We start from the raw sequence: 14,799 nt of genomic DNA, 5'->3' as shown, positions 1-14,799 counted from the left end.
AATCTCTTAAGTAGTTAGATCTTATTTTGAGATTGTTGCCCCAAATAGGTGCTGAGAAAAGTACTTAAGTCAACTCGATGGATTTGTTGAGGTGTATTAAGTACTGGCTTTCTAACCAAAGATTCATTAGTTAAATAATAATGCAAACCATCTTCGGTTGCAATACCTTCAATTTGATGAAATGGCAATGCGATCTTGATTTTTCGTTTATTACCTGAGAGAAAATCATTGTTTTTATAATCATATAAAAGATATAAAAATGGTTTCCCAATTTTTGAATATCCACAAAGAACTATCAGTTTCTTGGAAGGCAAATGAGTAGCACCAGTTACCAATCCTTTTACATCGAGGGTTTCTTTTAGTTGCGCAATATGATTTCCGGGTGTATTGGGTAAAGTATAAATGCTGGTTTTAGTTTGTTTCCATTGTTTGGTAAACAAATAAATACTGTCGGTTGTAACGATAAAAGCTTCGCAATCAAAGTTGGTTTTGTTTGGGTTTTTCTTGGTAAAATTGGTTTGATTGGAATAAGTAAATGAAATGGTATCGATGATAGGTTTTCCTGCTAAAAACGATTCTTTCTCGATTTTAAGGATATGCAAATTACTTCTGTTTACTGTATAATTATTTCCAAAATCGCCTATGTATATATGTGTGCTGTCTTGCGAGATTTCTTCCCAGTCGGTATTAATTACTCCCTCCAGTACGATTTTCTTTTTAATTTCTCCTTGATGATTTAGCCGATAAATGGTTTTGTCATGGTCATCATTATGTGTCCACAACAACGAATCGAAAGCTATTAATCCCGAAGTTTCTTTTATAGAATCACTTAGCTTATTAGAATACTCTGGTTTTATTTTTACTGATTTGTAAACACAACTTCCATCATTCTCAGTAGCTTTCGGATTGTAGTTTTTAGACAACGGATCGGTACAACCTAAGGTTTGTCCGTAGGTTGAAGTAATGCATAAAAAGAAAAGCAAAAGGACTTTTTTCATTGGGATGAATTGTGATTATCAAAAGTAAAGGAATATTTTTTGATTGTGGATGTTCTGAAATTTTTGTTTAGTTCTTAAAAAAGGAGTTGCATTATCAATCAAGTCAAAGAAGGAGACAAAACAATTGTTTTTAAAATAGATTGATACAATGGTAATCAAAAAAGAATTTAAAGACTTTTTATTAAAAATGTAATAATTATAAATTTAAAAAGAAACCTAGCAAATTTGCTAGGTTTCTTGGTTCTTGATTTGTTTTTATGCTCCCATTTATGGCTGAAAAGGCAGAGCCACTAGCACAGTATTCATAACTTTTAGTGATTTTTCTATTTTTTATAAAACACCTTGGATAGCTGAAGAATGACATAACATAATGAATATCAACTAAATCATTGGATAAAAAACTTTTTCCTTTGTTATCTTAACATCTTTGAAGTTTTCTTCTAATATTGTGTCAATTTTACTTGAATACAAAGAGGTAATGATAAAAAAAGACTCGTCTAGCAGTTTTATTTTTGCATAATAATACTTACTATATGCTAAAGTGCCATTAGAAGTATCTTTTGAACCATTGAGACGAAATGTTATTTCGCTGATATCTGAATTGTTGTACTTTAAAATCTCTATTCCTCTTTTTTTTAATATAACATTTTTGCTTATTTCATAAACGACATCTTTAGTTTGATTTAAATAATTAAAGTGTAACCATAATACAGGAAAGATAAACATCAAAAAATAAGGAATAAGTAGATAAACAATCAGTTTAATATCAAAAGATAAGAAATAATATATCATAAAAAAATAGACGAATGTTATGAAAATGAGATCTGACAGCATTTTCAATTGGTTTAAAAAACTTATTCTTAATGTCATACTAATGTTGTTATTTATCTTACGAAATTGCCTCTGTTTAAGGCATTAAAAGTATGATTGAAACTCTCTTGTATTTGAGGTGCAATAGTATTGTAGCCGTCTTCAACTCCTTGGAATATAACGCCTAAGCCAACTGCTGCTAAAACTCCATATGGTCCTGCATATGACCCACCAATACCCCATGCTGAGATAGTGCTTCCAACGCCCCACGATACTCCTGTTCCGATCATTCTATAGCTGTACAATTGAAGTGAAATCCCTCCATTTTCTTCACCTCTATAATATTTTACACTATTATTAGCAACTTGTGATAAAGTTGCTATATTACCTACTTTTGTACCAATTGTTGTCATATAAGGAGCTGCAGTTTTTGCGGCTTGTAATGCTCCTACAAGTATTGCAAAAGATGTTCCAATTTCGTTAGTTTTTCCAAATGCTTTGTCACTTAATTCCCAATTACTCATTGGGGATTTATTATCATCCAGGGCTATAGGTTTAACAACAGGTTCGTTTTGAATAATGCCACTTGCACTGTCTTTGGAATTATTATAACCAAAATCAGTACTAAAAGAAATACCAAAAAAGATTCCTGCATTTTTTGAAGCTGCATTCCAATCTCCGGTTTTTTTATATTCTTCATAAGTAGCCGCAAAATGACTAACACCAAGACCGATTAATGCCCCTCCAAGAACACCAGTTGTTCCAAATGTAACAATCCCCGCAGCAACCAAAACTACTCCAACTGCTATGGCTACACCCGCAATTACATCATTCGCATTTTTTCCAATCCATCTTCCAATAGATTTTAATGACAATTCCCCACTAGGATCAATGTACTTCAATGGGTTATTTAATACATAACCATAACGGTTATAGTTTTGAGTATTACCAGGGTCTTGTACATAATTGTCTGGTTGCAGGAAACGATGAAGCTTAGGATCGTACAGGCGTCCGTTCATATGTATAAGACCTACGCTTTGTAAATGCTCATGCCCAGTGTAACCTCTGTCAAGAATTGTAAGTCCAGTTAATGTATTACCAGTACCGTCTTGTACTTTTATAATAGCACCCCAAGCGTCAAATTGCCTTTTTTCTAAAAGTGTACCTGTTTCGTCAGTTATTGCTAAGATACTACCTTGGTAATCTCTGTGTAAATATAAGGTTTGTTCTTGAGTCGCTCCTACGCTATTATACGTTTTTTTATAAACTACTGGTGCAGCGTATCCATCACCACCTACATAAGTAACAAACTCTAATGCTCCTGTTTGGGTATTTTCCTTAATCTCCATAGTACCATCGGCACTATAGTGTTTGCGATAGGTTCGGGTTTGTTTGAGTCCTAAACCACCGTAAAACATAACACTACGGTTATTGTTGTCATTATACACAAAGCTTATCTTGTCTTTACCCTCTTCTACTATTTCTACAGGACTCTTAAATGTATTGTAACTAACAGACTGTGAGGGCTTAGTTTGGTAATCCGATAAAGCTTCGGGAGTTAATGTTATTGAAGTATTTTGGTATTTTTTTCCAGCGTTGGCATAATTATACACACCTACTGTATTCGATTTAATACGTCCATCTTCTTCATAGGTTTGGTTTTCTTCTATACCTTCTGCATTAGGGTATGCTGTAAGACGGTCTTGTGAATCGTACCTGAAATTTTCGGTAGCGTTACCAAAAAGGCTGTTTTTACGCCAGTGGAGATTGCCTCGTTGGGTGTCAAAATTGGTACCTAATTCCATGGTAGTTGTAGTACCTAAAGTGTGCTTCATATTGGTTACATAACCATAGCTGTCATACGTATTATTTATAGCAATTCCGTTGCCAAGTGTCGCTTGGGTTAGTTGTCCTCGAGCATTTACTCCTGTTGTTTCCCAGAGAGTTTTAGTTTTTTGCCCGTTTTTTATTTCATATATCTTATATGCAAAGCCATTTTTGTACTCATTTTGTGTACTAGTGATACTGCTTTTTCCGTTTAGAGTTGCTGTATTGGTCTCTTTATCAACCCTGCCCCAAGCATCGTATTCTATTTTTTTTGTAAAAATGGCACCGTAACCTGTGGTTTCAGTAGTTGTTTCTAATCGTTTTTTAGAATCGTAGGTATAATCAGTAGTACTTGTTTTACCAGCATCTCCAGTATCTGTATATATCGTTTTTAGTAATAATTTACTGTCTGCCGTATAAATGTACTGAGTGCTACTGTTGGTGTTATTGCCTACTACGGTTTTTGTTTCGGGTTTGCCCCAGGAATTTAGTGTAAAGGTAGTTTCTCCATTTGGAGTCGTTTCTTTGATGTTTTCACCTAGTTCATTATAGGCATAGGTATAGGTACCCGCCGAAGGATCTGTTAAGCTAATTTTTCGTCCCCAACCATCTTGTGTTATGGATATTTTGTTGCCATTGTAATTGGTTTCCTTAAGATTTCCGTTAGCAAAATAACTGTAATTTATAGTACCTCCAATTGGGGCTTCTATCATAGAGATGACGTTACCCATGGCGTTCTTGATAGTTGTTTTGGTTTGACCAGTACTGCCATCAGTTGCTACGGATGTTAGTTTATCATATTTTAGTGTTATTACTTTACCTTTAAAGTCTGTGGCACTTTCGGGACGGCCATATACGTCATAGGTCGTGGTATTCCATAAAGGATTACCTGTGTTAGGTTCGCTTATGCTAAAGTTACGATCATAAATATCGTATACGAAATCTTTGTAAGACATCGTGCCTTGAATATCTTTTGTACCAGTACGTATTTTTCTGCCTAGCTCATCAAATAGTTCTTCGCTGTAACTATCATCTGTATTTCCTGTGAGCGTGATCTTAGTTTTTTCGTTTTGGCGTACATAGGCATATGTTTGGGTTTTACCTAAATAATCGGTGACTATAGTCTTTTTGAACCAGGAATCATATTCGTAGCCTGTTACAAGTGCATTGCTCCAGGTACCAAGTTCGGTCTGTTTACTTTCAGATTTAAGTGTACCATTAGGATTGTAGACAAGCTCAGTTTTGAATCCTTCAATATCGGTACTTTCTTTTAAGAAACGACCTGTTGGATCGTATAGAAAACTCGTTTTTCTATCGGTAACTCCTGGTGCTGATATCGTTTTTGCTGTGATATTTCCAAAAAGGTCATAGCTATTAGTTTCAGTGATGGCGCTGGTGTTGTTGCCCCACTTTTGTATTGTTTTTAGTAAATTACTTTCAGACCCCGAGCCGTATTGATACGTTTCTTTAGAATCCATGCTATCACCAGCTGCTGTTATAGTTTGTGTTTTGTTTTTAGGTCTGCCTACTATATAAGGGGATTGTAGTGCCGATTCATAAGCTAATACAGTCGTAGTAGTTTGTTGGTTAACTCCTCCTGATTTAACTTTAGTGATGGATTCGGTAGGGTTGCTGAATTCATCATATATAGTATTGGTCTCACTACCAATGTTACTTAGAATATCGTAGTTTTTGGACTGTATATTTTGGAGTTTAAATACTTTTGATGGAGACAGACTCGTTTCATAAAATGATAGCGATTTACTTATCAAATTATAGGGTGGGCTAGTGTTGGTTTCTGTATATCCATTAGGATCATAATCAGGAGTGATTCTGGCAATAAAAGTATTGCCTGCTGTGGGAGCAATAATTGCACCTGGTCTAAAAACAATACTATTAGTTGCTAAAAGAGTTTCGGTCGCTGTTCTGGTGTTGTCTACTATAATTTGGCTTGCCCTAGGAGTGCTAGGAGCAGTATTAGACATTGCAATTGCAGGACTAACTAACCCAAGGTAGGTATAATTCTCTGTATTGGCACCACGCATATTAGGGTCAAACTTGGATATGGTGCTAATAATTTGATCATCGTTTTCGAACCAATTGGTACGCATCGAGGCACTATAGCCCATAAAACCTAATCCTTCAAGATTGGAAGTTGCTCCTGCATAGGCAAATAATTGTTTTTTATAAACTGAAGCACTTTGTCTTTCAAGTTTGGTTACTACTTGTACTGTTGCTGCTGATTCGATATCAGTTTTGGGATAATTTTGACCATATCCACTAGTATATATTGGCTCATAATGATTCTCATTATAAGAATTAGGAGATAATGGCTGGTAGGTAATCGATTCTTTAACACCGTTGCCTGTGGTTATAGTTCGTAGTAATTGATCTTTAGTATTATCCTTTTGAGAATTAAAATAAAAAATTTTATTATTACTCAGAAATGCAATTTCTAAGGTTGGATTATACGGTTTGCCACTAGTTGCTACTCCTCTTCCTGAGGGTAAGTAAATAGGCATTGTACCTACATTAATATCTGGGTGATAAATAGTAGATTTATTTGTAACAGGATAAGAAAAAATACCATCCTGATTGTTAAAACATTCAAGTTCTATCTGACCATTTTGGGAAACTGTATTTCGATTGCTTTTAGCTATAATTAAATCAGACTTTCCATCCTTATTATAATCAGTAGCTATGTAGTTGTATGTAACATCTTCATAACTAAGGTTGTACCAAACTCTGTTAAAAAAAGATTTTACAAAATCAGTTCCTGTCGAGGTGTAAACAATCCATGACATAGTTGCCTTGTTTATATCATAAGGAATCATAAAATCAGTTTTTCCATCTCCATTATAATCTCCCAGAAGAGGGAAATTTGAATTTGGGGTGATCTTTGCATCAGTATAGTCAAATAATAAAGTCAATTGATAGTCATCATTGAGGGTATAAACGGTTGCTTTTCTGTTTTCAAAAATTATGATGTCTGATTTTCCATCTCCATTGATATCCGCTACTTCTACTTTAGAGCTGGAAGTAATATTTGAAGCTAATTCTCCTGAATAAGTTAAGAAATCAGTTGTTTTGTCTCTTTTTAAATCAATAAAATAGACTTTTTTGGAAGTTATTATATTGGTCTTTGAAACACATCCAAAAGTCAAGTAAGATTCTGTTAGTTCCATATCAATGGCAATAACATCTGTGAGCCCATCCCCGTTAAAATCGCCTGAAAGTATTTTTTTAGGAAAAATCTTTTGAGATACAGAATTTTTACAATTAGTAGTTTCACGAACTGGTACAGTAGGGAAATTAGCAGTTTTTTCATACTGGTGGTAAACAGAAGCAGTTGGACCTATAGAATAAATATTAAAAGTATAATTAGTATTTGTTTTTTTAGCTACTGCCCAGCCTTGTTTTGACCAAAGTGTATTGTTCCAGGTTAACCAGCTAACAGGGAATATAGTTTCAAAAGCACCAACATCATGAACGTAACCTATATTTGTATCGTCACTTGAATGTATATCTGAGTATATCCAATATTTTGATTTGGCATCGGGACCTACTGTAGGGTAGAGTAAAAACTCCATTCTTTCATCCCCACTAAAATCTCCAGAAACGGTAGCTGCATTTTGGGAGGAAACGTTTCCAACACTTATTTTTGTCGTAATATCATTATATGATATGGATTCGGCGGTAGTTTCGTAAGAGAATACAGTAGGGTTATAACCTTTGGTTCCATCTCCATTGAATTCAGTTATTTTCTCTAAACGCTGGTATCCTATAGAAGTAGGATTATGAGTTAAGTTGTAATTTCTGAAGCCTATTCCATTGCCTTTAACTTCAATTTTTTCTAATATTCGGTCATTGAAAATACCTTTTCCTCCTACATAAGATTGTTCTGGTCTTTTGCGTGTACCATAAACAAATTGAATTTCGTTAATAGGTGTTGCATTTCTTAATGCTCCATATTTTATGTTAGCTATTGTAATATTGTTATTTGTATTGGTGTAATTGTATACAATTCGTACTCCTTGCGGATTTTGCCAATACGTTATCGACCATGTTGTAATTGATTGAGAATCTGTAGTAGAACCGTATTCTGCAATAGAACCATCTGGGTATTCTACTAAGAAAGACGCAGGGCCATAATTCCCAGGTATTGGTGATGTTCCAATCGCAGTAATTTTTATATTCGAGAAGTTCTCAGTTTCATAAGTTGTATTTGGAGCGCCATAGGGAGTACCTGATTTTAAAATCAGCCGTTGGCCATCAAGAGCAAAACGATCGTTGGCATCGAGATTTACACCTCCCATACTTCCATCATGAAATTTTGTTCTTGGAATTCTGGTTATAGCAGATATACCTGAAATATTCCAGCCATACCCTGCAATTCCATTTCCTCCCTGACTGTTGTAAACTAAACTAATTTGAGGAACTACACCATTGATTCCTGGTGGCACAGCAATAGGAATAGAATAACTTGCTGAACCGCTAAGAGAGACTGCTAATTCACCTTCGGTAATACCTACTTCAGTTGAAGACCCAGTAGGTGCTGATAGTGTACTTACTGCTGAAGACTTAGCGGTTTCGTTAACAGGTAGATTGTTATTTGTTGTTTCTGCAGTGCTGCTAACCCGTTTTATAGGAGTTAACCCTTGAACAGGTGTTCCTCCTGAGTCCTGAGCTGAAACAAAAAAAGACAAACTTATAAATAGTAATGTATAGTAAAATTGCTTCATGTCTTATTGCTTGATAATTTTTATTGTTTTTTGATCTCCGCTTGTATAAATTAAAGCGACTATATAAATACCAGTTGGGTAACTCTGAAAAGAAATATTTTGAGTATTTATTTTTTCGGTTTTATGGTAGGTATTTAGTGTTTGTCCGTTTAAACCGTACACCACTATAGATGAAACACTGTTACCATCTTTTAATTCCCATTTAAGATACAATTCTTCTCTTACAGGGTTCGGATAGTAGGATATAACATCTTCAGGAGAGAACTTTTGTAAGTCCTCATCTGTAATTGCCTCAATCTCTTTGGGGATTTCTTTAGCCATTTTAGCTGTACAACCTGAAAGGCATAGTTCTCTCAATGTTTGGTTGCCAGCAGCATCATAGTTGAACGTGATTTTTGTTTGGGCATTAGAAACAAAGCATGTTATTAAGGATATAAAAAGTAGTAGTCTTTTCATAATTTGGTATTTATTTAAAAGGGATTATTATAAGAATAGTTTTAAAAAAAAAAGGAATTGCAAATATTGATTATTAAAGTATAATTTGCAAGATTTTTTTTATTTTTTAATGGGTTAGAAAATCTAATATTTTACATAAAAACAGCACTTAAAAATGGTATTGTTTTAATTTCTATGAATTAATTCACTTTCAATTTTTGCAACTCGCAGAGCTAAATCTTTTAAAGCTTCAAGCTCTTGCGCTTGTGTATTTATTTTCTTTTCTTGAGCAATAGAGTAAAGTGTCAATTCCTCAATTTTCTTCAACAAACTCATATTCATCTCAGCAAGCATAAGACCATTTTTTTCAATTTCTTTTGCTGATGGAATTTCTGGTAAATGGCTGTTTTGTTTGATGAATTCTTCTACTTCTTGTAATGATTTTAGTTTGTAATTATTGGCGAAGACATAATCGGGTGCGGGGATACCTAAATCAATTCTAACTTCCTTAGCATGAATTTTCCCGTTTACAGTAAGTTTTTCGTCAGGGTTTGTTGTGCCAATTCCTACGTTTCCTCCATTAAGGTATGAGTTACCTATAGAGGATAGTAAGGTTTTGAATTCACCATTATACATCATTGCGATTTGATTTTCGCTCCAATAACTTTGGTCAGAAGGATATGTAAATCCTAATAATTTAAATGCACCATTGCTGCTTTCCGAGGTTGGTCTAATTGTTAGCTTTGCAATAGTGTTTGTTGTTCCAATGCCAATGTTACCATTAGGATCAATATTAAAAAATGGTTGGGTTTGATTATCTGACCAGTTATAGATGGAAAAACTGGATTCTGTGACCATGTTAGTACCTGAGCTAATTGCCCAAGTTTTGCCAGCTGGATTCCGAACAAATAATTTTGTTGTATTTGCATTCACGCTTCCACTTCCAATTGTGATGTCTCCATTAATATTAATTTTTGAACTAGTTATTGTTTTGGCTATAAAATCTGAATTTATATTATTAAGATTTGCCGAATGCCAGATTTCGTTCCAAGGGTTCCAAGTAGTGTTTGAGCTAGGGTCTCCATTATGCGTTCTAAAAGAAATATGATTCCCTCCGTTTGGCCCATAATCGGTACTAATTTGGCAATCATATTTATTTGTGAATCCTCCATAACTTATGAGTGCGCCATTCCAAGGAGTTCCTGCTGTGGAATATGAAAAAGTATAACCTCCAATAAAGCTATCAGCTGAATTGGCAACAGAAATCGAATTAGTTGGATTTAAGGTTTGTGCTTGTACTGAAATTATAGAAGAAATTATAATTATAGCGCTTAGTGTAATTTTTTTCATGTTAGATAAATGTATTACTTAAGTTGTTTTTCGATTATAGAAAGTCTTTCGGATAGAGATTTAAAAGCTTCGTTTTCTTTTTTTAAAGTTTCATTTTGTTTTTCAATAACTAAAATTCTTTTATTCTGCTCAATAGTGTAAAGCGTCAATTCTTCAATCTTCTGCAATAACTTTATGTTCATTTTAGATAGATTAATACCGTTTTCCTGCATTTCTTTGGCAGAAGCTATTTCTGGTAAATGCTTGTTTCCTTTAATAAAAGTTTCAACAGAAGTTAGTGAAGGTAAGTCGTAATCATTTTCAAAAACAAAATCGGCACCAGCATTAACGGTAACTTTTACTTCTTGTGCATGGATGTTTCCTGCTACAGTAAGTTTTGAATCTGGATTTTGCGTTCCGATACCGAGATTACCGAACTCATTAAGTATCATACCAGGATTCCAATTATTTTGTGTGGCATTTCTAGTGGTAAATATCATAGACGAAGAAGGATTTTCTGACGTAGAGTTGATTCCACTAATAACTCCGAGATATGCTAAACCTTTATTAGGAGAAGTTGTATTTGGCATAACCCATGTAAGACTTCCTATAGATGAATTTGAGAGTGTTGACCCTGATGATAATATAATATGAGATTGGGAATTGGAAGTAGTATTAGGGTTGGATATTTCTACTACTTTGTTATTCCCACCATGTTGGTAAAATGAAGGATCTGCTGTTCCGATTCCAAGGTTACCATCTGAATTAATTCTCATTCGCTCCGTTCCCCATGTACCCATTACAATGTTTCCATACATATCTGCTTGAGTAGAATAGCCAGATAAGTCTATGTATGATCTTATATTATTTGTACCTCCACCAGCTGATAATCTTAAAAAACCATCATCAGTAAGTGGATCAGAAGAACCATAGCCCCTAATTTCACCGTTTAATAATGTTTTATTTGTCACAGGAGGTCTAGGGGATGAGTTTGTTAGTCCACCATTTAAGTTAATTGACTCTTTTAATGTTAGTTTTTTTGCAGAAAAATCAGAATTTATATTATTAAGATTGGCCGAATGCCATATTTCACTCCAAGGATTCCAATTGTTAGAGCTAGGATCTCCGTTATGTGTTCTAAAGGAAATATGATTTCCACCATTTGGTCCATAATCTGAACTAATTTGGCAATCATAAGTATTTCCTGCCCCTCCAAAACTTATAAGAGCTCCATTCCATGGTGTTCCAGCTTCAGTATAAGAAAAAGTATATCCCCCTTTGAAGCTATTTGCAGCATTAGGAGTATGGATAACACTAGTTGGATTTAAAGTTTGTGCTTGTACTGAAACTATAGAAGTCATTATAATTATTGCGCTTAATGTAATTTTTTTCATGTTAGATAAATGTATTATTTTAATTGATTTTCAAGTTTAGTTAATCTTTCGGATAAAGATTTAAAAGCTTCGTTTTCTTTTTTTAAAGTTTCAATTTCTTGAGTTGATCTTTTATCTTGCTTTTCAAGTATTAGTATCTTTTTATTCTGTTCAATAGTATAAAGCGTCAATTCCTCAATTTTCTTTAATAAACTCATATTCATCTCAGCAAGCATAAGACCATTTTTTTCTATTTCCTTAGCCGATGGAATTTCTGGTAAATGACTATTTTGTTTGATGAATTCTTCTACTTCTTGTAATGATTTTAGTTTGTAATTATTGGCGAAGACATAATCGGGTGCGGGGATACCTAAATCAATTCTAACTTCCTTAGCATGGATTTTACCATTTACAGTTAGTTTTTCATCAGGGTTTGTTGTTCCGATACCTATATTGGCGTTTGATCCTTTTATCGTTAATGCATCAGTGTAGAATTCTTTAAGATCCCATTTACTAGGAGTTGTTTTTACTTTAAAGATTAGATTTCCAAAATCGGTATCTACATCACTTAAAACAATTTTTGCACTTTGAATATTTCCTGTACTTGAAACTTTTGTTAATGCCATTCTTGCATCAAATGCAACGCCATTTCCAGTACCTCCATTAATGTTAAATTTTTCAATTGGATTGTTGGTTCCAATGCCTACATAGGCATTAACCCCTTGTATAGTTAAAGCATTAGTATAGAAATCTTCGAGTTCCCATTTGCTAGCAGTTGTTTTTACTTTAAAATTTAGATTACCAAAACTAGTATCTGCATCGTTTAAAACTAATTTTGCGGTCAAAATATTTCCTGTACTTGAAACTTTTGTTAATGCCATTCTCGCATCAAATAAAGCTCCATCTCCTGTACCTCCATTAATGTTAAGTTTCTCGATAGGAGTGCTAGTTCCGATGCCTATGTTATCACCACCACCACTAGAAGTTGCTTGCATTGTTGCATTCGGAGTGTATAATTGTGCTTGTACTGAAACTATAGAAGTCATTATAATTATTGCGCTTAATGTAATTTTTTTCATGTTTAATGATTATTTTTTGAATAGTAATTTTTTATAGTATTTTTTTTATAAAAGCGCAAAGATAACTTTTTGATCCAAACAAAAAATTCTACTTCTACCGATATTTAACATAAATAAACAAGTTTGTCAGTCTTTTAAAATCTACTTTGATTTCTCCTCTAAAATTTTATATTTGTTAATGCTAATACTATAATAGATTATGAAATCGGCATGATTCTCAACCATAAATTATTAAGGAAGAATGACGATACCATATTCCACTAAAAAATAAATATTATCTACGTATGAAAATAAAAGAAGAATTATTCAATAAAAGGATTATTTCCATAGATGCTTTTCGTGGAATTACCATTTTTATCATGATTTTTGTCAATGAGTTGGCAAGCATAAAAAATGTACCACAATGGATGAAGCATATGCCAGCCGATGCCGATGCAATGACATTTGTTGATTTGGTATTTCCTGCGTTTTTATTTATTGTAGGAATGTCTATTCCATTTGCATTTAATGCAAGATTAATAAAAGGAGATTCACCTAAAACAATTTGGACACATACTTTAAAAAGAGCTTTAGCACTTATCATTATCGGAGTTTATATGGTAAATGCCGAATACGGTTATGATGCATCTAAGATGGTGATTTCTGCGGCCTTTTGGGGGCTTTTGGCATACACTATGCCAATTCCTATTTGGAATAAATACGACAAATCATTTCCTAAAATCACTAAAAATATCTTGCAATATGGGGGAATGTTAGTTTTGGTAGTATTGTACTTTTTATACGTTCAGGAAAATGGCGAGATTGGAATTACGCCAAAATGGTGGGGAATTCTAGGGCTTATAGGTTGGGCGTATTTAATTACGGTAGTTTATTATTGGCTGGTAAAAGGAAAATTGACCGCAATGATTGCATTTCTTTTTGTTTGTCTTATAGCTACTATTTTAAATCAAATTAAAGGATCTTTTATTCATGAAATAAAATGGATAGGATTTATTGCTGGACATATGACACATGCTACACTTGTTTCGGCAGGAGTAGTGATATCTCTTTTGTTTTTTGAAGGAAAAATATCTGAGAAAATTAATTGGAAAGTAATAGGTTTTGGTGTCTTGTTTTTTGTGTTGGGTTATTTATTACGACCATATTACGAAGTTTCAAAGGTTAGAGGAACACCTTCTTGGGTGTTATATTCAGCGGGTATTTGTACGGTTATATTTTATTTCTTGTATTGGCTAATGGAAATTAAAAAGCAAACTAAGTGGAGTAACTTTTTTATGCCTGCTGCCGCTAATCCACTCCTTATTTACATACTTCCCGGAATAATATATTACTTCAATTTAGCATTTAAGATACATATAATTCCAGATTATTTCCGCGAGGGAACACCTGGAATTATCTGGTCTTTAGTATTTTCAACGATTATGTTATTTGCTATGCAAATTTTTAATAAATACAAGATTCAGCTGCATTTGTAAAGTTTCAATTGAATCAGTTTGCATTGAAAGAAATTATTTATATTTTCGATTATATTTTTGAAAATTAAATTATGACAGAAGAACAACGCCGACAAATTAAAACGGATAATGATACAATTATTAAGCAAAAGGAATATCGTGTAAATGATTGGCTGCCAATTTTGGATGCACCAAAATTAAGAACTCTGGAAGAAATTAAAGGGAGAATGTCGGTTATGAATGCTTTGATAAATATTGCATTTGAAGCTCCGACCTATATTATTAAAGAATGGATTGAGAATCATGATTTAACCAAATACCTTTCAGATTCAGAAAAAGAAATAGTAGAAAAAGAAAATGATGATTTAACCGAATTTGAAGTCAATTCTCTAAGATGGTATCTAGAATCCTTATGGGCTTTTATGTGGGTTACAGAGATGATCCCTGGGCTTGAAGCAGAAGAATATATTGGAGATAATATGGCTTCATTCTTGCCAAATCTGGAAAATGGTGATAGTAATCAGAAATTAGAAAGTTTGCAGCGCTTAAAATCAGAAGTTGAGATTTATACGATGCTTGATTATTATTACCGACTCCATTGGTATTGTGTAGATGAAAGATTAAATGGACGAGAAGCTAAACTAAATGGAGGATTAGTATATGAAAGACGAAAATCATTAGAATGGATTTATAATCAAGCAGATGATTGGGATAATGTAGAAATGGGTACATAAAATAGTAGTAAAAACGGG

At 33.6% G+C, this 14,799-nt stretch carries 9 protein-coding genes; 2 read left to right on the top strand and 7 right to left on the bottom strand.

Features of this window, described 5'->3' with window-relative positions; all coding sequences use genetic code 11:
- Positions 1–14: 14 nt before the first annotated feature.
- The 7 genes from OIU80_RS01510 to OIU80_RS01480 form a co-directional block, all read right to left on the bottom strand.
- On the bottom strand, positions 15–998 hold the full coding sequence (locus OIU80_RS01510) for a T9SS C-terminal target domain-containing protein (RefSeq protein WP_264285342.1): 984 nt from the start codon (positions 996–998) through the stop codon (positions 15–17).
- 381 nt (positions 999–1,379) lie between these two features.
- Complete coding sequence (locus OIU80_RS01505; RefSeq protein WP_264285341.1) at positions 1,380–1,868, bottom strand: hypothetical protein; 489 nt, start codon at positions 1,866–1,868, stop codon at positions 1,380–1,382.
- Positions 1,869–1,882: 14 nt separating this feature from the next.
- Positions 1,883–8,377, bottom strand: a complete 6,495-nt coding sequence (locus OIU80_RS01500) for an RHS repeat-associated core domain-containing protein (RefSeq protein WP_264285340.1) — start codon at positions 8,375–8,377, stop codon at positions 1,883–1,885.
- Positions 8,378–8,380: 3 nt separating this feature from the next.
- Positions 8,381–8,833: a T9SS type A sorting domain-containing protein gene (locus OIU80_RS01495; protein ID WP_264285339.1), complete on the bottom strand. Its 453-nt coding sequence runs from the start codon at positions 8,831–8,833 to the stop codon at positions 8,381–8,383.
- A gap of 165 nt (positions 8,834–8,998) precedes the next feature.
- Entirely contained in the window at positions 8,999–10,162 is a 1,164-nt protein-coding gene (locus OIU80_RS01490; RefSeq protein ID WP_264285338.1) for a hypothetical protein, read from the bottom strand.
- Between the two features lie 14 nt (positions 10,163–10,176).
- Positions 10,177–11,535, bottom strand: a complete 1,359-nt coding sequence (locus OIU80_RS01485; RefSeq protein ID WP_264285337.1) for a tail fiber protein — start codon at positions 11,533–11,535, stop codon at positions 10,177–10,179.
- A gap of 14 nt (positions 11,536–11,549) precedes the next feature.
- Positions 11,550–12,593, bottom strand: a complete 1,044-nt coding sequence (locus OIU80_RS01480; RefSeq protein ID WP_264285336.1) for a hypothetical protein — start codon at positions 12,591–12,593, stop codon at positions 11,550–11,552.
- A gap of 284 nt (positions 12,594–12,877) precedes the next feature.
- Here OIU80_RS01480 and OIU80_RS01475 point away from each other — a divergent pair, with 284 nt between their 5' ends.
- Both OIU80_RS01475 and OIU80_RS01470 read left to right on the top strand, forming a co-directional pair.
- Complete coding sequence (locus tag OIU80_RS01475) at positions 12,878–14,068, top strand: DUF5009 domain-containing protein (protein WP_264285335.1); 1,191 nt, start codon at positions 12,878–12,880, stop codon at positions 14,066–14,068.
- Between the two features lie 71 nt (positions 14,069–14,139).
- Positions 14,140–14,781 (top strand): DUF4272 domain-containing protein, encoded by a 642-nt coding sequence (locus OIU80_RS01470; protein WP_264285334.1) that lies wholly within the window; start codon positions 14,140–14,142, stop codon positions 14,779–14,781.
- The last annotated feature ends 18 nt before the right edge of the window (positions 14,782–14,799 follow it).

This window comes from Flavobacterium frigoritolerans, assembly GCF_025847275.1.
Taxonomy (GTDB): domain Bacteria; phylum Bacteroidota; class Bacteroidia; order Flavobacteriales; family Flavobacteriaceae; genus Flavobacterium; species Flavobacterium frigoritolerans.
This window is presented reverse-complemented; position numbering and strand designations above follow the sequence as displayed.